General features: G+C 67.4%; 23 protein-coding genes and 1 pseudogene. 13 read left to right on the top strand and 11 right to left on the bottom strand.

Going from position 1 to position 25485, the window contains the following annotated elements; all coding sequences use genetic code 11:
* Positions 1–49: 49 nt before the first annotated feature.
* Positions 50–931, top strand: coding sequence for a sigma-70 family RNA polymerase sigma factor (locus KY572_RS14525; RefSeq protein WP_224243202.1), 882 nt, complete (start codon positions 50–52; stop codon positions 929–931).
* Between the two features lie 13 nt (positions 932–944).
* Here the strand turns inward: KY572_RS14525 and KY572_RS14520 are convergent, their stop codons facing one another.
* On the bottom strand, positions 945–1595 hold the full coding sequence (locus tag KY572_RS14520; protein ID WP_224243201.1) for a M23 family metallopeptidase: 651 nt from the start codon (positions 1593–1595) through the stop codon (positions 945–947).
* Positions 1595–2485 (bottom strand): TolB family protein, encoded by an 891-nt coding sequence (locus tag KY572_RS14515; protein WP_224243200.1) that lies wholly within the window; start codon positions 2483–2485, stop codon positions 1595–1597. The genes KY572_RS14520 and KY572_RS14515 overlap by 1 nt, the downstream gene beginning before the upstream one ends.
* A gap of 298 nt (positions 2486–2783) precedes the next feature.
* On the opposite strand from KY572_RS14515, the gene KY572_RS14510 reads away from it, so the two are divergent.
* Positions 2784–3530: an alpha/beta hydrolase gene (locus KY572_RS14510; protein WP_224243199.1), complete on the top strand. Its 747-nt coding sequence runs from the start codon at positions 2784–2786 to the stop codon at positions 3528–3530.
* A 161-nt stretch (positions 3531–3691) separates the two neighbouring features.
* Here KY572_RS14510 and KY572_RS47195 read toward each other — a convergent pair whose 3' ends face one another.
* From KY572_RS47195 to KY572_RS14495, 4 genes are read right to left on the bottom strand one after another with little or no spacing between them, the layout of a single operon-like run.
* Entirely contained in the window at positions 3692–3817 is a 126-nt protein-coding gene (locus tag KY572_RS47195) for a hypothetical protein (RefSeq protein WP_263451662.1), read from the bottom strand.
* 34 nt (positions 3818–3851) lie between these two features.
* A complete protein-coding gene (locus KY572_RS14505; protein ID WP_224243198.1) occupies positions 3852–4358 on the bottom strand; it encodes a hypothetical protein in 507 nt (168 codons plus the stop codon).
* Positions 4359–4403: 45 nt separating this feature from the next.
* On the bottom strand, positions 4404–5528 hold the full coding sequence (locus tag KY572_RS14500; protein ID WP_224243197.1) for a hypothetical protein: 1125 nt from the start codon (positions 5526–5528) through the stop codon (positions 4404–4406).
* 58 nt (positions 5529–5586) lie between these two features.
* A complete protein-coding gene (locus tag KY572_RS14495) occupies positions 5587–6450 on the bottom strand; it encodes a dienelactone hydrolase family protein (protein WP_224243196.1) in 864 nt (287 codons plus the stop codon).
* 74 nt (positions 6451–6524) lie between these two features.
* On the opposite strand from KY572_RS14495, the gene KY572_RS14490 reads away from it, so the two are divergent.
* The 10 genes and pseudogenes from KY572_RS14490 to KY572_RS14445 all read left to right on the top strand — a co-directional run bounded on the left by KY572_RS14490 (position 6525) and on the right by KY572_RS14445 (position 16997).
* Positions 6525–7523 carry a GlxA family transcriptional regulator gene (locus KY572_RS14490; RefSeq protein ID WP_224243195.1) on the top strand — a complete coding sequence of 333 codons (999 nt, stop codon included), beginning with the start codon at positions 6525–6527 and terminating at the stop codon, positions 7521–7523.
* A 192-nt stretch (positions 7524–7715) separates the two neighbouring features.
* Positions 7716–8396 (top strand): hypothetical protein, encoded by a 681-nt coding sequence (locus KY572_RS14485; protein ID WP_224243194.1) that lies wholly within the window; start codon positions 7716–7718, stop codon positions 8394–8396.
* Positions 8397–8516: 120 nt separating this feature from the next.
* Positions 8517–8714 (top strand): annotated as a pseudogene (locus KY572_RS14480) (NUDIX hydrolase); the annotation flags it as partial.
* 344 nt (positions 8715–9058) lie between these two features.
* Positions 9059–9334, top strand: a complete 276-nt coding sequence (locus tag KY572_RS14475; protein WP_224243193.1) for a hypothetical protein — start codon at positions 9059–9061, stop codon at positions 9332–9334.
* 115 nt (positions 9335–9449) lie between these two features.
* Complete coding sequence (locus KY572_RS14470; RefSeq protein ID WP_224243192.1) at positions 9450–10001, top strand: imm11 family protein; 552 nt, start codon at positions 9450–9452, stop codon at positions 9999–10001.
* A gap of 287 nt (positions 10002–10288) precedes the next feature.
* Complete coding sequence (locus KY572_RS14465; RefSeq protein ID WP_224243191.1) at positions 10289–10729, top strand: hypothetical protein; 441 nt, start codon at positions 10289–10291, stop codon at positions 10727–10729.
* 94 nt (positions 10730–10823) lie between these two features.
* Positions 10824–13112, top strand: coding sequence for an SF1B family DNA helicase RecD2 (gene recD2, locus KY572_RS14460; RefSeq protein ID WP_224243190.1), 2289 nt, complete (start codon positions 10824–10826; stop codon positions 13110–13112).
* 45 nt (positions 13113–13157) lie between these two features.
* On the top strand, positions 13158–13706 hold the full coding sequence (locus KY572_RS14455; protein ID WP_224243189.1) for a GNAT family N-acetyltransferase: 549 nt from the start codon (positions 13158–13160) through the stop codon (positions 13704–13706).
* Positions 13707–13845: 139 nt separating this feature from the next.
* Complete coding sequence (locus tag KY572_RS14450) at positions 13846–15879, top strand: amidohydrolase (protein WP_224243188.1); 2034 nt, start codon at positions 13846–13848, stop codon at positions 15877–15879.
* Positions 15880–15986: 107 nt separating this feature from the next.
* Positions 15987–16997: an AraC family transcriptional regulator gene (locus tag KY572_RS14445; RefSeq protein ID WP_224243187.1), complete on the top strand. Its 1011-nt coding sequence runs from the start codon at positions 15987–15989 to the stop codon at positions 16995–16997.
* A gap of 38 nt (positions 16998–17035) precedes the next feature.
* Here the strand turns inward: KY572_RS14445 and KY572_RS47785 are convergent, their stop codons facing one another.
* Complete coding sequence (locus KY572_RS47785) at positions 17036–19492, bottom strand: FG-GAP repeat domain-containing protein (protein ID WP_224243186.1); 2457 nt, start codon at positions 19490–19492, stop codon at positions 17036–17038.
* Between the two features lie 351 nt (positions 19493–19843).
* On the opposite strand from KY572_RS47785, the gene KY572_RS47780 reads away from it, so the two are divergent.
* On the top strand, positions 19844–20428 hold the full coding sequence (locus KY572_RS47780; protein ID WP_224243185.1) for a J domain-containing protein: 585 nt from the start codon (positions 19844–19846) through the stop codon (positions 20426–20428).
* Positions 20429–20450: 22 nt separating this feature from the next.
* On the opposite strand, the gene KY572_RS14430 is transcribed toward KY572_RS47780, so the two are convergent.
* The 4 genes from KY572_RS14430 to KY572_RS14415 form a co-directional block, all read right to left on the bottom strand.
* Entirely contained in the window at positions 20451–21641 is a 1191-nt protein-coding gene (locus tag KY572_RS14430; protein WP_224243184.1) for a hypothetical protein, read from the bottom strand.
* A 510-nt stretch (positions 21642–22151) separates the two neighbouring features.
* Entirely contained in the window at positions 22152–22799 is a 648-nt protein-coding gene (locus KY572_RS14425; protein ID WP_224243183.1) for a class I SAM-dependent methyltransferase, read from the bottom strand.
* 44 nt (positions 22800–22843) lie between these two features.
* Positions 22844–24178 (bottom strand): OprO/OprP family phosphate-selective porin, encoded by a 1335-nt coding sequence (locus tag KY572_RS14420; protein ID WP_224243182.1) that lies wholly within the window; start codon positions 24176–24178, stop codon positions 22844–22846.
* 369 nt (positions 24179–24547) lie between these two features.
* The gene (locus KY572_RS14415) at positions 24548–25480 is read right to left on the bottom strand and encodes an aromatic alcohol reductase (RefSeq protein WP_224243181.1); all 933 of its coding nucleotides are present in this window, start codon (positions 25478–25480) and stop codon (positions 24548–24550) included.
* Positions 25481–25485: the final 5 nt, after the last annotated feature.

The following is a 25485-nucleotide window of genomic DNA, read 5'->3' as shown; positions in this document are numbered from 1 at the left end:
CGTGTCTCACTCCCGTCCGCGAGGGCGGGCTCGTCGGTGGAGGTGCTTCTTGAAGTCCGAGCAGACCGAGTCCTTCCTGTCGCGGGCGCCGCGGGCGCTCGTCCCGGCGCTGCGAGCCCATGCGGGCCTGGAGCAAGCGCTCGCGGGCCTGGTGCGGGAGGCACGCGAGGCGTGGCCGAGGGTGGACATGGATGCGGGGGCCTTCCTGGCATACGTGGCCGAGCGGCTGCCCTCCACGGGCGAGGCCGGCGAGGTGCTCGCGAGCCTGCGCGCCGGGGAGCTCTTCCTCGCCTTCGCCTGCGTGCGAGGGGACGCGCGGGCACTCGAGGCGCTCGACGCGCACGTACTGTCCCAGGTGGGGACGTGGCTGCCGCGCGAGGCGCCCTCCCTCGTGGACGAGCTGCGGCAGGCGTTGAGCCAGCGGCTGCTCGTCCCAGTGGACGGGGTAGCGCCCAAGCTGGCCTCGTATTCCGGGCGTGGTCCGCTGGAGCAGTGGGTCCGGGCGGTGGCGCTGCGGCTCCACATCGACCAGCAGCGCGCCGCGCCGCGCGAGCAGCCCGTGGGGGAGGCCCCGGCGGAGCTGGCGGAGCGACTGGGCGCGGACCCGGAGCTGGCCTTCATCCGCGAGCGGCACCAGGAGGACTTCCGCGTGGCGTTCCGCGCCGCGCTGGGCAGGCTGGAGGCCCGGGAGCGCAACCTGCTGCGGCTGCACCACGTGCACGGCCTGTCCATGGACTCGGTGGCCGCCACCTACCAGGCGCCCCGCTCCACCGTGGCGCGCTGGGTGGCCCGTGCTCGCGAGCGGCTGCTGGCGCTCACCCGCGAGGAGCTGACGTCACGGCTGGGGCTGACGCCCGACGAGCTGGACAGCATGCTGCGCCTGGTGAGCAGCCAGCTCGATGTCAGCCTCCGCCAGCTCCTGACGGATTGAGGAGCCAGGCCTGCTACTGGCAGGCGATTCCGGGCAGGCCGCGATACGCCCCCTGCGAAGTCCACCGCGTATAGGGCGTGCCGCACGGGCCTCCGTACGGATCATCGATGCCGTAGTTGGGCACCCAGTACTCGAAGTGCAGGTGCGGCCCGGTGGAGGCGCCGGAGGAGCCCACCCGCGCGATCCAGTAGGCGCAGGACAGGGAGGTATTCCGAGCGAACTGCTGCGTGTATGCCTTCAAGTGCCAGTACTTGGTCTTGGAGCCATCCGCGTGCCTCATGATGATGTAGTTGGCGGTGTAGAGGCCGCAAGCGGCGTACGGGTTGCCCTGATCCCAGTAGTTGCAGCGGTCGAAGTAGCCATCCACCGAGGACTCGATGACGCCACTGGCGGCGTTCATGGCCCACACGCCGTAGTCCATCTTGCTGAACCCGCCCACCAGGGCGTAGTCCGTGCCCGTGTGGCCGCTGTAGCGGACGCCGCCACAGGCATAGTCCCGGCCACCGTAGTCCTTGTACGCGCTGACCACGCAGCCCCCATTGCCGCACTGGTCCGCGAGCTGAGAGGCGGGAAAGCGGAAGTACGTCTGCGCCGAGGAGACCGCCGGAACGGCCAGCAGCGCGAACACCATCGAGACGGTGAGCTTCTTCATCATCGGGCTCATCACTTGTCACCTCCCACGTCCGCCGCCGCCTGCCCCGTGCGCACGTTGATCGTCCAGAACGCGCCGCCGCCCGCGTTGTAACGAAGCACGTCCTCGCTCACCCACTCCATGTGGTGACTCGAGACGGGCGGGGGGACGAAGCTGGCCGGAACGCCCTCGAACAGCATCCAGTTCTCCAGCCCGACATTCGTCAACTGGCGGGGCTCCTCGCCCTCTACCGTCGTGACGTAGAAGGAAGCCACGGTGGTCCGGCCCGACACGAAGACCACCGTCTTGCCGTCCGGCGAGATGGAGGGCGCCGCGTCCACGCCAGGCCCGTCCGCCAGCACCTTCACGTTGCCCTTGAGGTCGATGAGGGCCACGGACGTCTCATGCGTCTCGGTGCCGGTGGCCTGCATGGTGGCCACCAGCGCGTCCCCCTTCGCCGTGGGGAACAGATCGCCACCCACTCCCCGAGCCAGCACCCGCTCACGACCGCCACGGTCTCGCAGGCGCAGGGTGCCCTGCCCGTCCAGCAGGGCCACGTTGACGCCCACCGAGCGCGCCTCGCGGTACTTGAACTCGCGATCCACCACGCTCACGGCGCCGGTCGTCTCGTCATACTGGACGATGGCCAGCAGCGGCAGATCGTCCGTCCCCAGGGGCTGCTCGGGGATCTCCGCGACGACCCCGGCCAGCATGCCGCGGCCCTGGCCGAAGAGCTGGACGAACCGGGCCTTGGCCCCGAACTCCCTCTCGACGGCGGGGACCAGGCGCTCACGCGCCTTCTGGATGCGGCGCAGATCCGCCGGGTTCATGCGCTCGGCCGCCATGGCGCTGGAGGCCCCCAGCGTCATGGCCGTGAGGGCCAACAACGGCAGGACCCGGGAACACGAAGGTCTCTTCGTCACGATTGTCTCCGTAGGTGGGTGAACGCCAGCGCCTGGCGCCAGCGTCCATTTCGGTTCTTCCCCTAGGACGAGACCTGGGGAATTTCGTCCCACCCGACGAAAAACAAATTGGGGAGCCGCTCCGTACCGCTTCTCTGGGGTGCCCTTCGATGCGGTGGGCTTCAATGGCGTCTCCCATGGCGAGCCCCACGATGCAGCCCTGGATGCGGGAGCGGTCCACCCGCCCACCTCCGGAAGCGACGAGCCACCTGGCCATCGGGACGCCACTATGATGGTCCGGGAGACGCGAGGTAACCCCATGCTGCTGGATCATCCCCTGATCAACCAACGCTACTTCTTTCCACGGCGCCAGCAGCCACCGGCTCCCTTCCTCGTGGATTGCGGCGAAGCCAGGCTGGTCTGCTACCGAGCCGAGCGGCACCCCGGGGCCAGGACACTGCTCCACTTCCACGGCAACGGCGAGGTGGTGGACGACTACGTGCCCGACTTCGTCGAGATGTTTCTCTCGATGGGCGTGAACGTCTTCCTGGCGGAGTACCGCGGCTATGGCGGTTCGACGGGGACTCCGTCCCTGGCCCGGATGCTGGAGGACACCGAGCCTCTCTTCCGAGCCTTGGGCCTCCCGGAAGAGCGCCTCGTCGTCTTCGGTCGCTCGGTGGGCTCCATCTACGCCATCGAGCTCGCGGCGCGCCACCCCCGCATCGCGGGGCTGATCCTCGAGAGCGGGATCGCTGATCCGCTGGAGCGCATCCTCCTTCGGGTCCAGCCTCAGGAGATCGGCACTACGCTCGAGGCGATGACCAGCGAAGCCAGACGACTCCTCGATCATCAGCAGAAGCTCAGCCGCTACCCGGGGCCACTGCTCGTGCTCCACGCCGAGCATGACAGCCTGGTCGACGCCTCCCACGCCCGACGCAACCATGCCTGGGCCGCGGGAGCCGACAAGACGCTCCGGCTCCTCCCCCGCGGCGATCACAACTCCATCCTCCCTGCCAACCGTGAGGAGTACCTGGGCGCGCTGCGGACCTTCCTTGCCAGGCCCTGATGCCCCAGGCCTTGTCCAAGGCGGGCGAAAGTTCACCTTCGGTGGCGGGTTCGATTCCCGCCGCCTCCACCTAGCGACCTGTGAAGGCAAGGAACCTGCCTGCTACCGCAGCACCGCGCGCCTCTCTCACTCAGGGGCGCGGTCCATGACTGTGTCATGCCTCACGCCGTGTGCTGCACAGGCGGAACCGGCTCCACCTCGAACTCGGGAGGAACCACAGCCGCCAGCGCATTGAGCAGCGTGGGTACCTGTCGCACCGGGATGCTCGTGATGTCGAGCACCGTCACTGGCCGATCAGCGCCTCCTGGTACTGGACAACGCCTATCGGAAGTCCGAAGGCGCGGAGGTGGGGGGAGGCTTGCGGCGGGATTTCAATGCGGGGGCGTAGCACCGAGCCCTGAAGAAGACGTAGCCGCTCTCCTCGCACGCCTCGGCATCCTTCGTGCTCTTGCGCGAGCGCCACCCGACCCTCAGGGACTTGTCCGGCGCGAGCACGACGGTGATCAGGCGCGCCCGTTCCTCAGGGCTGATCCTCGGGTGCACGAGCGCGCACGCGAAAGCATCGTGCGCGTGGTAGCTCTTCTTGAAGTGGCTCCGCTCGGAGCTGTCGCACGCATACGCGAGCGCAAGGAGCTCGTTCGGCTCCCAGTATCCGGCGGCGGCGAGCAGCAGCCTTGCCACCTTCGCCTCGGCTCTCGGAAACAGGCCCGGCTCGACCGTCTGCCCCGGCTTGCCCTTGGCTCGCCGCACGCATTCGGCTCGCGCATCGTCGCTGAGCGCACCAGGCAGGGTGTCCGGCGGAAACGGCCCGCCGAGGAGTTCCTTCATGGCTTGATGGTACCCGATGGCACGCGCATGGGAGAAAGTGGGGCACTACTCAATCGTGGAGTTCGTCACCACGATGGGCGTATCCGAGTGATTCGAGATCTGCGGATACGTCACGTACCACGAGCCGCCGGTGTTGTTCTTGATCACCGAGCGATCGATGCGGATGTCGCCCGAGTGATCGTTGCTGACGAAGAAGATGGCACTGCCGTGAGCGTTGACCTCGTTGTTCTCGATGCGAGTGCCGCACAGGGACAGCGTCATCTCGTTGCCATCGTTGTAGATCGCCCCGCCGCTGCCCCCGCCCGGAGTGCCGTCCTTGGGTGGATTCGCGCCGTTGCCCACGGCCCGGTTGTGGGAGAACAGGCTGTTGATGACGGTCCATGACACTCCGATGCTGCTGAGGCCGCCGCCGTTGGAGCAGGCTCCGCCATAGCCCGGCTTGCCGCCGAAGGTGCTGTTCACCACGTAGACGGGGAGTCCCTCGTACTGGCTGAACGCGCGAATGGCGCCGCCACCGACATCGGGCCCGGTATCGGCGCACACGCTGTTGAAGAAGCGGGAGTTGATCACCTTCAAGCGCCCACCCCGCACCCAGACCGCGCCGCCTCCGTCGAACTCGCTCTCGGATTTGGAGTTGGCGTCCACGAACGTCAGGTTCTGGAGCGTCAGTCGGGGATGATCCTGGTTCTGGCAGTGGGAGGTCGTCCACACCTGCGCCTTGTCGCAGGTGTTCATGTAGAGGATGCGGTGCTTGCCCGCTCCGCTGAGCGTCACCAGCCCTTTGCCGTCGATGACGATCTCCGGCCCCTTGTCGTTGAAGATCTTCGCGGTCCTGTCGAGCGTGATGGTGACCGGCTCCGGCCCGCAGTCGAACGTGATGACTCCGCCCTTGGCCACGGCCGCGATGAAGGCCTCACTGGTGCAGCTCGCAGGAGTTCCCGTACCGACGATCGTCGTGGGCTTGGAGACGTCGGCGAGGCCCGCCTCAGCCGGGACGCCGCACGTGGCCTCCGCGTTCGGATTGCCGGCGGGCGGACCGTCCTTGGGATTGGTCAGCGGGTTGGGCACCTCCACGCCATCCGAGCAGCCCATCGAGCCAGCGAGCACGAACCCCGCGACCAGCGACACGACCGCACGAGCGGGCCACCGACGAAGTCTCTTGTGACGCATGTTGCCTCCGGGAGAAGCAGTGTACGCCAGCGTGCTCTCCTCGTGCTGACCAGGCGCGTCATCCCCCTCCTCGACTCCTGCCGAGGTCCGCTTCAAGGGCCAGCCGACGCGCAAAGAACGACAGGATTTCGTCCCGCGCGGCAAGGGTCGGCTCGCCTGCGGCATCGATCAGATGTGCCGTGACCACGCTGTGAGGGCAACCGACGACGTGCTTGAAGAACGGCGGCGGATCAGGGTTCGCCGCCTCGCCTGGGAGCACGTTCGCGACGAATCGGTCCCCGAGCGCCTGGGCGTAGGCCGCGAACCGCTGCGCCGTGCAGAACCGATCTCCCTCGAAGCGATAGCCGAGGACCGTCAGGTCCTCGCGCTCGAGACGCGCCTTCACAGTCGCCAGCTCGTCCGGTGAGATCTGGATTCCCGCCGGATCGTTCAACGGCAGCGACGGCTGGCACACCACCGGAGCGAGCAGCGAAGGCTCGAGCATCATCGAGAGCGCGAAGTTGCCGGTGAAGCACATCCCGATGGCGCCCACGCCCCGACCGCCGCACTGCTCGTGCGCGAGGCTCGCCAGGGCGCGCAGCCACCGTGTGACGGGGCTCGATGCGTTGGCGGCGAACGCACGGAACTCGGCGCTGACACAGGCGCGCTGGAGCACCGCCGCGCCTTCCTCCGCGTGCGGGAAGGCGCCGTCGCGCCCGAACAGAGAGGGCATGTAGACGGTAAAGCCCGCGTCCCGAACCCAGCGGCTGAAGCGAGCGACATGCGGGCTGATGCCTGGCATCTCGGCCATGACAATCACCGCGGGCCCGGTGCCCGCGACGTAGACACCCTTGGTGTCACCGAGCAGGGTGATCGCGCGGCGCTCGAAGTCGTCGAGCGGATCGTCTTCCAGGCCTGTGGGGCGGGTGGGTTGCTTGGTCATGCTCGACAGCATGAGGGGGGCCGGGGCCCATGACCAGGTGGCAGGAACGCCATTGTTCGGTCTATTCTTGCCAGATGCCTTCGACCGTCACTCACCTGGTCTTCGACGGCGTCGCCGATGGCCCGGTGGGCGTTGCCCTCGACATCGTGGGCGCCGCGGCGCGCGTCGTTCGGGCAGGGCTCGTCGCTCTCCCCAGGGGCCGCATGGCGCCTCTCCAGCGGATCGTCTCCATGGACGGCAAGCCGGTTCGCACGGCGGCCAGGCGCACGCTGGCGGTGGACAGCGCGTTGAGTCTGCGAGGACTGGGCGCGGGCGACGTGCTGGTGTTGCCGGGGCTTGGGATGACGACGGCGCCCGCGATCGCCGCCGGGCTCGACCGCCCGGACATCGCGAGCGGCGTCGAGCTCATTGCGCGCGCAGCGGCGAAGGGCGTGCTCGTTGCCGCGTCCTGCTCGGCGACCTTCGTTCTCGGGGCTTCGCGAGTGCTCGACGGTCGGCAGGCGACGACGACCTGGTGGCTGGGCCCCACCTTCGCCCAGCGCTTCCCGCGAGTGGGCTTGCGCACGGATCGGATGGTGGTCGAGTCAGGAGGAGTCTTCACGGCCGGCTCCGCGTTCGCACACGCCGACCTCATGCTGGCGATATTGGCCTCGACCCTGAGTCCCTCGCTTGCGCACACGGTTGCCAGGTATCTCGTCCTGGACGAGCGCGCTTCGCAGTCTCGCTACATGGTGATGGAGCACCTCGGCAGCTCGGACCCGGTCATTCGCAAGATCGAGGACTTCGTCACCTCCCACATCGAACGACAGCTCACGCTTCACGAGATGGCTCGCGCCACCGCCACCTCGCCACGCACGCTGGCTCGGAAGGTGGAGAAGGCGCTGGGGACGACTCCGCGGCACTTCGCACAACGCCTGCGGGTGGCCCAGGCGGTGCACCTGCTCGAGACCACGCAGCACTCGGTGGAGGACGTCGCTGCTCGTGTCGGCTACGCAGACCCGGCCGCGTTCCGACGCATCTTCCGGAGAGAGACCGGCGAGACACCGCTCGCGCGTCGTATGCGAAGAGGATAGGAGCACCGAGGGTTGGCCGGCTCCAGCCTTGTTGCCGCCTCAGGCGGCTCTCTGGCCTCTTCCGGCTTCGGCCCTGCCCACGCTTGGGGAGCTCCGCAACCGCAGGGCGCGCATTCCGCGGTAGCTTCTCAGCAGGTTATAAAAGGGCTGTCTTGCCCATGAAAATCCGAGGAACGGAGCGGCCCAATATACATGAAGAGCCTGATTGAATATGCCGAACTGGCATGGAATCACTCGTTTTTGATTGATTTTGAATCCAATCAACCTTGTCCCGCCGACATGTTCACAAAGGAGTGGGTAGAAAGAAAAGCTCCGAACCGATGGTGCAACAAGGGTGGTTGGTATTGGATTCTGACAAATGCCTCCCTGGATACACTCCGCGCCCAAACGAAAATCAGAGAATGCCAGAAAGCGCTTGATATTACCCAGGCTGCCTCATTCAACGTGGGCACATTGCCGCCAGAAATCTTGTGTAGCATCCCCGATACGCAATTCCGAGTGGTCTATAACGGGACGCACGAAACAGTCTTCTCCCGATTGAGGAATCATACGGCGACCACGGATCAGGGCCCTTATTCCATCGGTCTCAACCTCTACCCTGACCTCGTGCGGAAACACCGCTGGTCCGTGTGTATATTCCACATCGAAATGATCGATGCCATCGAGGTTCTGGCCAATGATGAAAAGCGCGTGTTCAAGGAGCTAGTCACCAAGCATGCGCGATCGAGAGTGGCTGTCGAAATGGCCTGGCGCATGAGGTATGGCTGGCCGCTCCTCAACCGCAAGGGTCTCGAGGATCGAAAAGCAACGAGAGCAGACCTCCCGGAGTCGTCGCAAGAGGATACGGCCGCAGGAGAGGTGGACAACGCCTGATTTTTCAGGAATGTCCCCGAAGAGGAGACCATACCGGGCGGGACCGGACCGAACTGGTCCGCTTGTCATACCAGTCTCGAGCGGGAGCGGAGCCGGGGCTGGAGGAGCAGAGCCCGGCCCTGGCCGCTGGACGACGCGAACCGTTTCCAGGTTGCCAAGGCGCTCAGCGCGTGGATTGCCTACACTCCGGAAGCTCATCAGGAACGCGCAAGACAGGTAGCGGCAGCGCTCCTCGCCACGCCACCGTCGCCCGGTTGGCGCCCGCTGGGCCCTGATGATGAGCTACTCCTCACACTCCTGCCCGACGAGGAAGCCTGACAGGCAACGGCTGCTTGCGCATCACCTGTCAGCGGGTTCGATTCCCGCCGCTCCCAAGTAGAGCAACGAGGGCAGGCGGCGCAGCCCCCTTGGGCGACTCTCACTGGAGCAAGCGGAGGAAGCTGGGTGCGGCTCGTGAGCACTGAGCCCGTGGGGGAGTTGGGCCTGTGGGCGGGGGACGAGCCGCAGGCGAGCTCGGGGCCTCAGGCAGCCCCGCAGCGAGAGGTGCTCAGGGCCGCGGACGAAGCAGCGCGAGAGAAGGAGGACGCACCAGAGGCCGACGCCGCCGAAGCTGAAGAGGAAGCCGCGCCCGAGCCCCCGACTGCAAGGGGCAAAACCACCACGTGATCTCCCGGCCAATCGCCAAGGCGTTGGAACGGCACAAGACCCTTCGTGGATTGTACGAGCCTCGGGACAAGCGCTTCGTGGCCAAGGCGAAGAACAAGGAGTCACACTGCGGCTACCAGAAATGGCACCGCGACGTGGACCTGGAAGTCATGATGTGGCTCAGGGAGCATGAGAAGGCGACGCCGGAGCAGTTCATGAGCAAGCTGCGCGAGATCTACGGCCGCGAGGATACACTCGAGAGGTTTCCCAATGGCTTCGGACCTGCCACCTGATCCGCGCTTCTTCGTGCTGGAACCGAACGTGTGGGGGGCTTACGACACACAGTTCGATGATGTCGATCCCGTCAATCTCGGGGATGCCCCCCATTGCCCACGGTGTGGCGAGCACATGGGAATGCTGACGTGGCTGCCCCCCTACCGCGTCGCCTTGGAACTCCATGGTCAGGTGCCAGGGGACTTCGTAGCAGGGCCCGGATATGAGGTGCTCATCTCCGAGCGCTTCGCCCAGGCATTCCGGGCAGAAGGATTGACAGGTCTGCTGGGCTTCAACCCCGTAGAGATGGTGCGCGTGCGCAGGAAGCGCAAGGGGCCCTCGCCACATGCCGTACCCTCCTACTTCGCCGTCACGGCCTGCTTCGGACAGGGCGCCGTGGATGCGGCACGGAGCCGTATCCGCCGATCAGAGCCCATCACCTGCCCCGAGTGTCGCTCCGCTGGAGTGGATTCCGTTCACGGCTTTGCCCTGGAGCCGGGCACCTGGCAAGGGGAGGACGTGTTCCGGCCTCGCGGCAAGCGGGGCAGTCTTGTTGTCTCCGAGCGCTTCGCCGAGTTCGTCCAGCGGCACGGCTTCACGAACCTGAAGCTGACTCCCACCGAGGAGTACGTGTGGGATCCTGACGGGAAGGGCCCGCCGGCAGCTACCCAGGCAACGCCCACTTGAGCCTCTCACAACACACCTGCGCGAAGCCGTGCGCCAATACTCCGCACGCCAGGTACCAGGTAAAGGCCCGCTCCACGTGCCGGAGCAGGCCGTGCCCCACATCGCTCGCCTCCCCCAGCATTGCAGTCTTACGGAAACGGCGCTCGACCAGAGTGGGATCGCGCTCGCCAGAAACTCCGAGCGGCGGGTTCGATTCCCGCCGCCTCCATCCCGAGAAGCCCAGAAATCTCGAGGGTTGATGGTCTGCCTCCTCCTACCGGCGCTACATTGGAGACCTTGTCCTAGTCATGATGACCTCATCCACGATCCTGGCGCTGATCTCCACCCTGGCCGCAAGCCGCCCCTTCAAGCTCGAAGAGGTGGACCGGCTCATGGCGACCTCTCTCAAGCCCGAGGTCTCTGTCTCCAATGCCTACTTCACGGTCTACCGTGCGAAGGACACGGCGAAAGCGCCCCTCCACAACGTCGAGCTGCGTGTGCCAACCTCCAAGTCCCACCGCAAGGATGGCTTGCTTCTGTTCGAGATCGCCCCCTCCACGTGTGTGACCCAGGAGCAAGCACGGCACCACTTCGGGCCTTCCCCGGAGCTCTCCGTTCCCACGCCCCACCAGCCCCCGGACTCTCCAATCTATCTGAGCTACTCCCAGCCCTGGGGCAGCCTCCGTCTGGGCTTCTCGCGCACCGCCAAGGCCTGCCTCGTCTCGGTCGTCCTCGACGCTGATAAGTAGGTCCTCCTGCTCGGCCGGCTCCCAGGCGTGCGGCCCTTCAACGGCTCCTGGCCTTCCGCTGCCTCGAGGCCAGCTCCCTGATAACCTCCGCGTCATGTCCGCCTCCCGTCCCTCCTCGGGCTCCGCCGCCGACGGGGGAGGCCGCCTGCCCGCCACGCGCGAAGGCAGCCCCTCAGGCCGCGACGAGCGCCCTCCCACCACCCTGGAGGGAAGCCTCGAGCGCGTCACCTACTCCAACGAGGAGGCCGGCTGGAGCGTGGTGAGGGTGGTGCTCTCCGGACGCAAGGAGCCCATCACCGCCGTGGGAAACCTCCTGGGCGTCCAGCCCGGGGAGTCCCTGCGCCTCACAGGCCAGTGGGTGCACGACCGCAAGTACGGCGAGCAGTTCCGCGTCAGCTCCTTCTCCACGGTGAAGCCGGCGACGCTGGTGGGCATCGAGAAGTACCTCGGCAGCGGCCTGGTCAAGGGCGTGGGCCCGGCCATGGCTCGCCGCCTGGTGGAGCACTTCGGCCTGGAGACGCTCGACATCATCGACTCGAAGCCCGAGCGGCTGGCGGAGGTGAAGGGCTTCGGGGAGAAGCGCCGCAAGCTCCTGCGCGACACCTGGGCCGAGCAGCGTGACATCCGCCAGGTGATGGTCTTCCTGCAGTCCCACGAAGTACCCGCCAGCTTCGCGGTGAAGGTCTACAAGCAGTACGGCGCCCGAGCCATCGACGTCGTGCGCGAGAACCCCTACCGGCTGGCCATCGACGTGTACGGCATCGGCTTCCTCACCGCCGACCGCATCGCCCGCTCGCTCGGCGTGCCCTCCGACTCGCCCAAGCGCGCCGAGGCAGGGGTGCTGCACGTGCTGCGCGAGTTCTCCGAGGACGGCCACCTCTACGCGCCGCGCGACGAGCTCACCGCGCGCACCGTGGAGCTGCTGGAGGTACCGCCCCCGCTCGTGGAGGCGGCCATCACCCGGCTGGACGCCGCCGAGTACATCGCCGTGGAGAAGGCCAGTGCCCTGGCCCTCCCCCGCCCCGAGGATGCGTGCGAGGCGGTGTACCTGAAGGCCCTCCACGTCTCGGAGATCGGTGTCGCCAACCTCCTCAAGGCGCTGTGCGCCTGGCCCGCCCGTCCCCTGGAGGTGGACGTGGAGCGAGCCATCGCCTGGGCCGAGGGCCACCAGGGCCTCTCGCTCGCCCCCGAGCAGAAGGAGGCCGTGCGACAGGCGATGGTGTCCAAGGTGCTCGTCATCACCGGCGGCCCGGGCACCGGGAAGACGACGCTGGTCAACGTCATCCTCTCCATCCTGGAGAAGAAGGAGCGCCGGATCCTGCTGTCTGCTCCCACCGGGCGCGCGGCCAAGCGGCTGGGGGAGACGACGGGGCGAGAGGCGGAGACCATCCACCGGCTGCTCGAGTACAACCCGCGCACCCACAGCTTCCAGCGCGATCGGCACAACCCGCTCCAGGCCGATGTGCTGGTGCTCGACGAGGTGTCCATGGTGGACACCTTGCTCATGCTCAACGTGCTCAAGGCGCTGCCGCCCCACTGTCAGCTGCTGCTGGTGGGGGATGTGGACCAGCTGCCGAGCGTGGGCCCGGGCAGCGTCCTCCAGGACATCATCGCCTCCGGGCACGTGCCAGTGGTGCGGCTGAAGCACATCTTCCGCCAGGCCCAGGAGAGCCTCATCATCACCAACGCCCACCGCATCAACCAGGGGGAGCTGCCCCAGGTGCCCCCCGCGGACGCGCTGGCCGACTTCTACTTCATCGAGAAGGAGGAGCCCGAGGCCATCCTCGCGGCCCTCAAGACGCTGGTGAAGGAGCGCATTCCGCGCCGCTTCGGGCTGCACCCGGTGGACGAGGTGCAGGTGCTCGTGCCGATGAACCGGGGCCTCATCGGCACCGCGAACCTCAACGCCACGCTTCAGGAGCACCTGAACCCTTCCGGGGAGGAGCTCTCCCGGGGCAACCGGACGTTCCGGGTGGGCGACAAGGTAATGCAGGTGCGCAACAACTACGAGCTCGGCGTCTTCAACGGAGACATCGGGCGGGTGGAGGCCATCGATCGGGAGGAGCAGGAGCTGGTGGTGCGCTACGACGGGCGGCGGGTGGTCTACGCGTGGGCGGACCTGGACGAGCTGGTGCTCGCCTACGCCACCAGTGTGCACAAGTCGCAAGGCAGCGAGTACCCGTGTGTGGTGCTGCCCCTGCACACGCAGCACTACACGCTGCTGCAGCGCAACCTGCTCTACACCGGGGTGACGCGAGGCAGGAAGCTGGTGGTGCTCGTGGGGAGCAGGAAGGCGCTGGGGCTCGCGGTGCGCAACGGGGAGACCCAGAAGCGCTTCACTCGTCTGGCCGCGCGGCTGCGGGACTCCACCCCCAGCTGGTAGCGGGAGGCTTGGACACCCGCACCTCGTGTGGTTCAGTGCCAGGTGATGCCCTCACCCCTCACGACGGACCGCTTCACCCTGCAGCGGATTGAGCCAGGGGACCAGCCCTTCATCTTCGAAGGCCTGAGCCACCCGCGGGTGATTCCCTTCTACGGGGTCCGGTACGATTCACTCGAAGCCACCAAGGCCCAGATGGACTTCTACGAGACCCTGGAGCGGGAGGGGACCGGGCAGTGGTGGAAGATCGTCAGCAGGCAGAGCCAGGAACCCCTGGGCGCAATCGGGTACAACCATCATCAAGCCCAGCACAAGAAAGCCGAGATCGGCTACTGGCTGCTCCCGCGCTTCTGGGGGCAGGGCATCATCACGGAAGCGATGCCCGCCCTGCTTCACTACATGCGACGGGAGAAGGGCATCCACCGCATCGAGGCGCTGGTGGAGGAAGGAAACACCGCCAGCAATCGGCTCCTGGAGCGCATGGGGTTCCGCTACGAGGGCACCCTGCGCGACTGCGAGATCAAGGACGGTCACTACATCAGCCTTCGTGTCTACAGCCTGCTCTCGACGGATCCCGCGGGCTCGGGCCAGGGCTGAGCCAGCCGGCCGGCGCTGTGAGCGGGCTCACCGGCATCGAGTGAACGCGTTCACTCCCCTGCCATGGCACGCTTGATATGACTCGCCGGGACGTCCCCATCCCGGCGTTGACTCCGCCCTGCCCCCCAGGAGGTACCCCGTGCCGCGACGCTCACCCCGAAGCGCCTTCCCTCTCCGTCACCTGCCCTGGCCCTCGGTGTTGCTCGGGCTCGGGCTCGGGCTGCTCTGCGCCTGCGCCACGACGGGAGGCGGAGGCCGTCCCTCCCCGGAGTCCTCCGTTACCGTCTTCATCGGGAAGATCCTCACCATGGACGACCAGGGGACGATCGCCGAAGCCGTCTCGGTGGACAGCAAGGGGCGCATCCTCGAGGTGGGCACGGAGAAGGAGCTCCTCCAGGCGCCGCGGGGCCAGGGCATGAAGATCGTCCGCCTGGAGCCGCAGCAGGTGCTGCTGCCCGGCTTCATCGAGCCGCACATGCACACCCTCATGACGCTGATCCAGGACATGGCCGGCCTCCATGATCTGGCTCCGTGCCTGCCGGGCCCCTACTCCTCCGCGAACCCGTCGAGCTGCAAGAACGAGCTGCTCGAGGCGCTCCAGACGATGCAGCCCGCTGCCTCCGCCAAGGCGCCCTCCGACGAGTTCCTGCTCGGGGTGAACCTGGACCCCTCGCGGCAGCAGTTCAGCCCGTCCCCCTGCGCAGGACAGCAGACGACTCCGTCCTTCGCGGACCTGCCGAAGAAGTATCTGGCTGCCTGCGTGAGCGCGGACCGCCCGGTCTTCATCGTGGATCAGTCGGGTCACCTGGCCTACGTGAACCAGAAGGCCATCGACGTCACGTGCGCCTCCTTGAAGAAGGAGCACCAGGAGTGCCCTCCCGCCTCCATGGCGGCAACCGGTGGAGAGTGGGTGAAGGGCAAGGACGGGCAGTTCACCGGGCTCATCCGTGAGGAGGCTGGATTCAAGCCGTTCCTTCAGGCGATGGGCAAGAGCCTCACCCCGCTCGCGCTGCTCGAGTCCGACCCGCGCAGGCTCATCGCGGAGTCCACCGCGAGCATGAAGCGGACCATCCAGGAGATGCGCGAGGCGGGGCTCACCACCCTCTCCGAAGGTGGACTGATGAGCAAGCAGCAGCTCGAGGCGGCGAAGCTCCTCGCGGAGGATCCGGCGTTCCCGATGCGAATGACCGGTGTCGTCTTCTACCAGGCCGCATATGACGCCAAGGAGAAGCGTGAGCTGCTGCGGCCCACGGGGCCCGCCTGCGACCCCCAGCGGGACGCTTCCTGCAAGCTGCCGAAGTGGCTCGGGGCGGGCAGCATCAAGCTGTGGGTGGACGGCTCGACCCAGGGGTGCACGGCCAAGCTCCAGCTCCCGTACCGCTATCAGTCTCCGGGGCACTGCGCGGGCTCGGAGGAGGGGCGGGCCAACTACAAGGGCCCCGCGGACGTCGCCGACCAGCTCCGGCCGCTGTGGTTGGCGAAGGAGTGGCGCTTCCAGGTGCACGCCAACGGCAACGAGGCCATCCAGTGGGCCATCGATGCGTTCGCGAGCCTTCAGCAGGAGGCCCAGAATCCGCACCGGGTGCTGTTCATCCACGACACGGTGGGAGCCCTGGACACCACCCAGCGCATCGCCGGCCTGCGCAATGGGAGCTACGTGGCGAAGGACGGCAAGAAGACGCCCCCGCTCGATGCCCGGGTGACCCACCTCATCGGCCACGTCGCCTACTGGGGCAACGCCTTCGTGGGGATGCTCGGCGAGGACGCGGCGCGGAACATCGACCCGGTCGGCTTCGATCGCCAGTATGGCGTCCCGTTCTCGCTGCACAGCGACTCGTTCGTGACGCCGCCGCGCCCGCTCTGGTACGTCGAGCAGGCCGTCACCCGGCGCACCTGGGCCTATCCCGCGCTCGAGAAGTCCTTCGTACTCGGTCCAGAGCATGTCGCCACCGTCCAGGAGGCGCTGCGGGCCATCACCCTGGAGCCGGCGCGGCAACATGAGCTGGACGCGTGGCTCGGGAGCATCGAGCAGGGCAAGATCGCGGACTTCGTCGTGCTCGACGCCAACCCGCTCGACTTCGACCCGAGCCGGGGTGGAGACCCGACGAAGATCAGCAAGATCCGGGTAGTCCAGACGTACCTCAACGGCGAGCCGACGGCGGGCGGACGCTGAGTCCACCTCGGACAGGCAGGCTGGATTCTTCCTGCCCTCCAGGGGTGTCGGAGTGCTCCGCCGGGGACGAAGCCGGCCGGAGCACACCCTCGATATAGTGACCAGCCATGCGCAGAGGCTCGATCGCGGCTCAGGCGATTGCCACGGTGGTGGATGCGGCCGAGGAGATGGGCATCTCGCGGGAGGCGCTCCTGGGCGCGATTGGCGTCACGCCGGAAGCGCTTCAGGAGAGGGACGGCCGCCTCCCGGTCGCCGTCGCGATGACCCTCTTCCGCGAGCTGGAGCGCATGACGGGCGATCCCACGATCGGCCTCCACCTCACCGAGCGCATCCGCAGCACGGCTCACGGCGTCAAGGTGTACCTGTTCCGCGCCAGCCCGACGCTGCGCTCGGCCTTCGAGCGCATCATCCGCTACCTCCCGCTGACCAACGACAGCCAGGAGACGGAGCTCGAGGTGCGCGGCTCGCAGGCGTTCGTGCGTTGGCGGGTCCGCCCCCCCTCCCCTCCGATGAATCCCCAGGGGTCCGAGTTCTACGCGGGCAGCCTGCTGCGCACCGCCCGCGAGGCCACCGTGGCGCCCTGGCGAGCGCTGGAGGTGCGCTTCAGCCATCCTCCCATCGAGCCGCGGGCCGAGCGCGAGCGCATCCTGGGAGCTCCGGTGCGCTTCGGCTGCCCCCATGACGAGTTCGTCCTTCCCGCCTCGGTGCTCGACCTGCCGCTGCGCGAGCCGGACCCCTTCCTCCTCGAGGTCCTCCAGCGCCACGCCAACGAGATGCTGCACAGGATGGGCTCGCGGAGCGCCTGCGACCGGGTCCGGACCGTGCTGCTCGATCTACTCCCGGAGGGGCGCGCCACGCTCGAGGAGACCGCGGCGGAGCTGAAGGCGAGCCCGCGCACCCTTCAGCGCGAGCTCCAGCAGGAGGGCACCTCCTTCACGCGGCTTCTCGATGAGGTGAAGCGCGAGGTGGCGCAGCAGTTCATCGCCCGGAGCCGCATGGAGATCATCGAGGTGGCGTTCGCCGCCGGCTTCACGGAGCTGAGCGCCTTCTACCGAGCCTTCCGCCGCTGGACGGGCACCACCCCCGGCGAGTACCGCCGCCAGCACGAGCCGGGCTGAGCCACCCCGTCCGGGGCCCTTGTCGGCACCTCCAGCAGTCACGGCGCTGGCTTGGGAAACACGTGGAGCCGGCCAGACTGGGAGAGCACGACGAGCTCGGGCCGAGCATCTCCGAGCACATCCACGGACTTGACCCAGCTGACAGGCCCGTCCACGGAGTAGGTCCTCGGCTGGCCCCACTTCCCCCCGCCGGCTCCCGGCAACACCCACAACCGGGTGCCGTTCTCCGTCGTCCCCGTCAGGTCCGCGAGGCCATCGGCATTCAGGTCCTCCAGCGTCAGCACCGAGTCCACCGTGGGCAACGAGCAGGCCCATGGCGCCTGCAGCGTGCCATGCCCATCCCCCAGGAAGAACGTCACGCTCTGGCTGCCGGGCCGCTTGTAGACCATGTCCAGGGTTCCGTTCCCGTCCGCGTCCACGGCCTCGAACGAGATGGAGTAGGCGTAGTCCGCCTGGAATCCATGGCCGGGCAGCAACGTGCCGTCCGGAGCAATGGGCTGGAGGTTGATTCCCAGCGTCACGTCCGCGAAGTCCAGCGTGCCATCCCCATTGAAATCACCAGCCACCGGAGAGCGGTGCCCGTAGCACCTGTCATCGGGCTCGGGGTTGAAGTCACTCATGGCCTGGGCACGGAACTGACGGTTGCCCTGATGCGTGAACAGGTTCGCCGAGCCGATGCAGGGGCCCTTGAACGTCACCACCAGCTCTTCGTGCCCGTCGCGGTTGAAGTCCGCGGCCACGATGCCTCCGCCTCCCTCGCCCCGCTTGAGGATCTGCGCGGAGCTGAAGGGCTCCTCCGCCGGGTCGTTCCAGAGGATGCCGGCCTCATCGGTGTAGGAACTGAAAGCGAGGTCCTCCCTCCCGTCTCCGTCGAAGTCCCCGGCCGCGAGGTACTGCATCGGTCCGGCGGGAACGCGCCAGCTCAGCGGCGCACCCAGGGGATTTCCGACGATGCGCACTCCCTCCGAGGGCTCCGCGAGGGCGAAGTCCTTCCGCCCGTCCCCATCGAAGTCCCCCACGGCCACGACCTCCGTGCCGACGCCTCCCGTCTCCCAGGTCATCACCGGAGAGACAGGCGGAAGCGGGTCGGACTGCTCGGGCTGCGAGGACAGGGCGCAGGTGAAGGGAGCTCTCGGCTCATGCACGGACCGCGCGGGGATCGCATACACGGACACGGCATTGTCATCCGCCTCGGTGACCAGGAGCTCCGGAGTACCGTCTCCATCCAGGTCCGCGGCGATCGCGGCGGTCGGAGTCCGGCCCACGGCCAGCTCGCCATGCTCGACGAACCTCCCATCTCCCAGACCTCGCAGGAGGGACACCGCCCCTTGCTGGGAGTGCACGGCCACTGCGTCGGGGACGCCGTCCTTGTCCAGGTGGGTGACGGCCAGGCGCTGGGGAGCCGAGTCGAGCCGCAGCGACGACGCCACGGAGAAGCCACCGTGGCCATCTCCGAGGAAGCCCCAGACGGTGTCCCCCGCCAGGGCGAGCAGATCCTGATGGCCATCCCCATCGAGGTCCGCGGTCTCCATCTGCTGAAAGGCATGGCTCAACGGAAGGAGCCCGCCAGCGCTGACGTGGGAGAGAACATCTCCGATGAAGATCTGCGAGGGCCCGCCTGGCGTGGAGAGCGCATGGCTGAACACGACATCCATGAGCCCGTCTTCGTTGAAGTCCGCCACCACGGCCACCAGGCCCTCGCTCATCGGTTCAACGACCCGCTGCCCATCGGGATACGAGAGGTGACGAGACCTGGAGCCCCCGTCACTGTTCCCCTCGCGCAGGTAGAAGCCCCCCGGAGTCATCATGTCGATGGCGTCGTAGCTGTGCAGGGACCAGAGCAGCGGTGTCCCAGTGCCGCTCGTCCAGACTCCGAGACTGGAGACGATGGATGAGCCCATGCCCCAGGCATCAGGGGCGAAGCCGCCATCTCCCCGACCGAGCAACACAAAGGCGCCATAGGGGCCTCCCCCGAGCGCATCCAGCTGGCCATCCCCGTTGACGTCCGCGACCACGAGGGGCGCCAACAGGCTGCTCGTCCGGCGCCAGCCCGACACCGTCGAGAGCTCGCCAGTCCCGTCGTTGAGCAACACGAGGAACTCACCCACTCGGGAGACATACTCGCTGGTGTAGTTGCGGCCGCTCCCATTGATGGCGACATCGGGAGCGCCGTCATGGTTGAAGTCGCCCACGGCCAGGCCCGCCGGCGCAACCCCCGCGTAGAAGGAGGCCCGCCACCAGGCACTCCGCGACACGGGGCTGTGTGGCGGCTTGGGCTCCGGCTCCGGCGCTGGCTCGGGTGCCCCTGAGTCGGGGGGAGGCTGGGTGGGGCCATCGACCGTCCCCTCCGGGCCGGGAACTGTCGGCGTCTCCACGTCTGGCACCACGTCTGGCACGATGATGGGGACCGGTTCCTCGGCGGGCGTGGAGAGCGCTCCCCCTCCACAGGCCGCGAGCGCCAGCGCCGCCAGCACCCACCCGCGTCGCCCTCCCACCCCTACCGCCTCCCGCCCCCCACCCCAACGCCTCGCCTTCGAACGCGCGCGCATCTCGAATGCCCCCTCCACCCGCACCCTTGCGGTGACTCATGTCCTCAAATGCTCGGGGACCCGGAAATGGACGAAGAATTTTTTCGTGAGGTGGAAAACAGGGGGGCCTACCGGGGCTCCCCCATGTGAGGCAGGCGGCCAGTTTCTTGACGCGCTCCGCCGCGCAAGTCTAATCGCGCCACAGGGCTGTTGTGCCCTGTAGCACAGGTCTCCCACGGTCCACCGCCCATGGCCGCCATCATCTACTGTGAGAGTACAGCAGCCCTGAGGTGGTTCCTCGAGAGGTCCCACCTGTGCGTGGTGCACCCTGGCAAGGCCGCCTCGGTGTTTCCGCGGGAGTTGGTCAGCTGCATCCAGTACGTGGGCGAGAGCATCGGAATGGCGGTGGCCTCTCCGTGGGCGCTCCAGACCTGTCTGGAGCGGCTCAGTGGGGCCTGGGCCGAGCAGCTGGGCCCGGACGAGCCGGTCATCTTCAAGGGCGCGCGGGCCGTGTGGCGCGAGTCCCACCCGGACAGCACGGGTGAGGGTCCTCTGGTGGACACCCTGAGCCGGCTCATGGTTCGCGCCCGGGCCGACGAGCGTAAGCAGCGGCTCCGCCAGGAGTTCGTCAAGCGGCTGAAGACGCTGGCGGACAACGCCCGTGGCGGCAGTGGCAGGCAAGCACCCGGCTTGCCCACCTCCCCCGCCAGGCTCAATCCGTACGACGTGCTGGGAGTGGGTCCGGACGCCTCGAGCCAGGATGTCCGCACCGCCTGGAAGACGCGGGCGTTGGAGTACCACCCTGACCGGGTGGCGAACCTTGGCAAGAAGCTCAAGGAGGTGGCCGAGGAGGAGACGCGGACCATCAATGCCGCCTACGAGATGATTCGGCGCGCCAGGTAGGCTCCTCGCGCGCCGCGGGCGCTCAGGGGAGCCGGAAGACGCGCAGGTTCTCTTCTCCCTTGCGCACGTAGACGAGAGCGTCGTGCGTGGCCAGGTAGAAGAAGCGGTTCTTGACGAGGTTGTGCCACCCGCCGAAGGCGCCGGCCTCGTACTCCGGAGCCTCGATGAGCTTGAGGTCGCTCAGGTCGATCTTGAAGGTCCGGTACTCGAACGTGCCATCCCCATCGCGGTCATACGGGAACGCGGCGATGTAGCGCTGGAGCGACGGGACGTAGGTGAAGATCATCCCCTCGAAGTCATCGCTCTTGTTGATGCGTGACTCCTCGAGGGTGCTCCCCAGGAGAAGGTACTCCCACTTCGTCGTGTCCATGTCGTACGTGACCAGCCTCGGAGGGAAGGACACGTGCCTCGGATCCGGATAGGGGAAACTCACCAGCTTGCGACCGACCCGGACCATCTGGGCGAAGGACCAGGCGGGGGGAGTGATCACCTCCCAGTTCCAGGTCTGGTCGTCGGTGTCGAAGGACCACCACCTCGAATAGTTGTAGTTCTCCGTGGGACCAAACAGATAACGGTGGTTCACCTCGTCCCAGAACGTCCAGCCCAGCGCGCCGCCGTAACCGGTCTCCCCGCTGTAGGTGGCTCCCGGAGTGTTGAAGGGGTTGTGGCGTTTCCAGGAGTGGGTGACCAGGCTGTAGCGCCACATCCGCCGGATGCCAAAGGCCACCTCCTGGAGGTCCGGGTTGTAGACGATGCCGTTGTACGTGTGGCGAGCCACCGGGTGGCCGGTGGACGCGGCGGGCCGGGCCGGATCGAAGAACTCATCGGAGAAGACGTCGCTGTCCGGGTGGGCCTTGGCGTAGTCCATGGCGGGCGGGTAGGAGCTGTAGGTGATCCCCCAGGGGACTCCCGCCCAGTTCGCCGGGTTGTCGGGGAGCTGCTCGATGCTCCAGCGCATCGTCGCCATGTCGAAGCGGTAGAGGCCGTTGTTGGTGCTGTCGTTGTGCCCGCCGCCGAAGGCCCACCAGCGGGCGCGAGGCGCGTCGACCCCCACGCCGGAGTAGGCGTTGATGACGCCGGCCAGCCCCAGGGAACCGAGGTCCCGGAAGCCAGGGATCGCCGCCTTGATCGCCGCATCGAGCGAGGTGAGCGGCGTGCCAGCCACCTCGATCCACCGCCCCTTGGGGACGATGGCCCACGACACCTCGTTCACGAGCCCTGTCGCGTCACGCCCAGGGGTCCACACGTTGCCCGAGAGCGTGCCGGTGTCCGTGCCAGTGCCCCAGGTGAACGGAGGGGGCGGTGGGGGTGGATACCCGCCGTCGGTTGGAGCTCCCCCGTCGGTTGGAATCCCCCCGTCGGTTGGAGGACTCCCCGCGTCGGGTGAAGGAGTCTCATCGGGTGGCTCCGACGACCCGCAGCCAGCGAGCACTCCCGCGACGGAGAGCGACAGGATGAGGACCCAAGAGGATGAACGTCGGCGAGGACTGACTGCGGGCATGCACCACTCCCTGGAAGGCGCTGAACGGCACGGAAGCAGGTGCGACCCCAAGGCAAGTCACATGCCATGGGGCGTTTGCGCGGGCGCTCCTGGGAACATGGCCCATGAGGCGCACCCTGCGCGTGGAATCAAGGAGGGCCCACCCCACACCCTGTGGCCCCCGGGCCCCACACGTTCATCGGTCCGCCCCTGGCGATGCTTCGCCTCGTGGGCGTGATGCGCTCAGGACTTGCCGTAAAGATAGACGTGAGCCTGCTGGAACAGCCCTTCAGGCCCGGCATGGTTCATCCGGTGCTCCATCCGTGCCCCGGCTGTCACCTTTCCGCAGAACGACAAGACTCTGTCCAGGTCATAGAGAAAGAGCGAGTCATCCGTCTGTCCCTCATGCTTCGGCACCAGGAAGTTGAATGCCACGCCAACGCGAGCTGCCTCCCACATCTTGTCGATCAAGGCCTCCATGATGACGTGGTTATCCGTTTCAAGCCTCAGGGCGAGCGTCCCTGACCCGAAGACGAAGTCGTACTTCTGCTTCAGCTCCACCGCGAGGAAGTCCGCTCGCTCGAACACGCGATGGGGATGCTTCACACGAGCGAGCCCGATGGAAGGCTCGACGATGTCGATCCCCAGGTACTCGCCCACCTCGTACGGCTCGAGCACCGCGACGAGATCCCCCGTGCCACAGCCCACGTCCAGCACCGACGCGCCCTTCAAGGGATGACGCGCGAGGCCTTCTATCTCCAGAAGCATCTTGAAGTTCTCGTGCTGATCTTCCTCCACCCACAAGTCATCCAGGTTCTCCATCAGGCAGTAGGTGTAGATCTTCTCCGTGATCTTCCTGTCTTCCTCGGAGTAGGGCTTCTTGATCCGCATGCCAGGACCCTCTGTGAAATGGCGTACCGAGTCAAGACACGGGGTCAGAACGCGGTCTGCAGCTGGACGCGGAACTGATTGTCGCGCTCGCCCGAGCCCGGCTCCCAGATCCGGAACACGTCGCCCTGCAGCTTGAAGGAGTGCTCGTGGAAGTAGTAGCTCACGCCCACGCCGGCCTCGTTCGCGTGGGAGAGGCTGGTGTCGTCGCCGCTGCCCCGAACGAGGGAATAGCGGGCCGAGAACTCCAGGTCGATCCTCGGGAGCAGGTAGCCCGCCTGGAGGAACCAGCCGTAGCCGTTGCGCGCGGCCTCGGTGGGCACCGGGGCTCCTTCGTCATCCACCGCATCCCCCGCGTTGCGGCTGCCACGGCGGGAGCTGAACTCCGACTGGGCGGAGAACCCCCGCCATTTGAACATCGCATCCACGGTGAACACGTCGTAGTCGGTCGTCCCGTCGTCTCGCGGAGCGCGTCCGAGAATGCCCCGCGTGGCACGGGCCTTCTCCAGGTGCGCGAAGGCCGCTCCGAGCGACAGGCCCGGCTTCTCGGAGCGCTTCAGGTCCGCCTCGCTGTAGTCCTCGAAGCTTCCGAAGGGGAGCACCTCCACCCGGGCCAGCGCCATCAGCCCCGGCGCCGCGATGGCGTTGTAGCTGTGCCCTCCTCCAATGAAGACGCCCGCGTAGTACCGGAGCAGCCCCAGACCGAAGAGGTCCTCGGAGCGCAGGTCCACTCCAATGTCCCGGTCCAGGTTGAACTCGCTGTTCACGATGGAGCGATCCACGAGCATCAGGTCCCCCGATGAGATGACCCGCTGGCGGTTGAAGGGCACCTTGTACTGCCCCACCCGGAGCGTCAGGTCGCGCAGGTGGTCGAACTCCATGTACAGCTCGAGCAGCGGCGACAGCGTCGCGACGTTGTCGCGGTTCGTCTGGGGCGGACTCTCGTCGCCCGACAGGTCCGTGAAGCCAATGTCTCTCGGCGAGAAGGCCAGCTCCAGCTTGAACGTGTTGTGCTCCCCGAACATGAAGCCGGAGAAGGCCACCCGGGCGCGGCGGAGCATGAAGCCGTGCTCGAACGTACGCCCCTCGTCCTCCGCGGGCGTGTCCTCCGCCTGGTAGAGGAACTGCCCGCGCAGCCGCGTCACCAGCCGGAAGCGCTCATCCTCGCTGTTGATCTCCAAGCCCTTGCCGGGCCGCCAGCGAATCCTCGTCGCTGGACTGTCGGAAGCGGGCGGCGGCGGGGACTCGGCGGGCTGCGCCGGCTGGGAAGCCGCCGTGGGCGCCTCCTCGCCTGGCCAGGCCTGGGCGAGCGGTGCAAGCAGCGCAGCCATGCCCCACGGCATGGCACGCAGGAAGGAGCGGCAGGAAGTGATGGCATCCATAGCGGCGCGGATCCTGCCCGATGGGAGATGATTCCCTCCTCTCCACGTGACGCTCCGGCCGCCTGAGTGTGCGGAGAGCAGCACTCGAGCGAGCCCGATGTCTCACGGCCGTCACGACCATTGCCTCATGCGCCAACACGTCCGACGACACGCGCCAATCCGCTACACGCACTTCGACGGCGACATCACGGCGGAGCACATCGACATCAACCTCTACGACGGCCATGTGAACCGGTGAGCCCGGATTAGCCGTTCCGGCGCGACTGGGTCCGGCGCAGCCGCTGCTGCTTCCTCTCCCGTCGCGGTTGGCGCCGCTCGCCACTGCTGAGAGAGGAAGGCACCAGGCCCGGCGTCGGCACCTCGGGCGCACTACGCTCGAGCCTTCCCCCCTGCCCTGCGCCGCCTCGGCTCGTTCTCGGCGAGCACGTCGCGGACGGAGGTCCAGCGCAGACCGGGATAGCGCTCGTTGTCCAGCGGCTCGATGGGAGCAAGGCCGCTGAACATGTTGTGCATGTACTGCATCCCCTGCCACGGCGGAAACACGCCGTGGCGCCCAGGGCCGAGGATGCGCATCACACGGATCATCGCACCCAGGCGCCCGAGCCCTCCGGCTCGCAGCGGCTGGAAGCGCTCGCCGGTCACCTCGGTCGCCACCGCGGCCAGCCCCCGCGCATCGAGCACATCGCCCGCGACGCGCAGCACACGGGGCGTCTGGGAGTCCATCGCGGCCAGCGCCGTGAACGCCGCGGTGTCCTGGATGGTCGTGAAGGGCAGCCGCTGCTCCGCGCTCCCCCAGAACAGCACCCGGTGGAACCGGAAGAGGATCATCGGCGCGGGACCGACGAGCAGATCCGTGAACATCCCGTTGAAGATGGACGTGGCCGCGATGGGCGCGCGCTCCAGCCGCGTATGAAACTCCCGGCGCAGGTCGAGGTTGCGGTTCGAGCCAGCAGGCAGCCGGGTGAAGTCGATCGAGAAGTCGGAGGGAATGAAGCGCGGCACCCCGGCCTTGACGGCGCCCTCGAGCAGCACGCCCTGGGCATCGATGATCACCTCGCGCAGTCCGGAGAGCGCGGAGACGACACACGGGGCGCCTTCGCAGGCGCGAGCGACACTGGTCGCATCGGCGAGGTTCACCTCGGAGATCGAGACGCCGTGCTTTCGCAGCGCCTCGGTCCGCTCGGCGGGGGTTCCTGGACGCACGAGCGCCCGAACGGAGGCACCGCGTTGGGTCAATTCGCGCGCGATGCGTCCGCCGAGATCACCCGTGGCACCAGCAAGGACGATAGGAGGGTTGGGCATGGGTT

The sequence above is a fragment of the Hyalangium gracile genome (assembly GCF_020103725.1).
Taxonomy (GTDB): Bacteria; Myxococcota; Myxococcia; order Myxococcales; family Myxococcaceae; genus Hyalangium; species Hyalangium gracile.
Note: the sequence above shows the minus strand (reverse complement) of the source record. Positions and strands in the feature narration are given on the sequence as shown.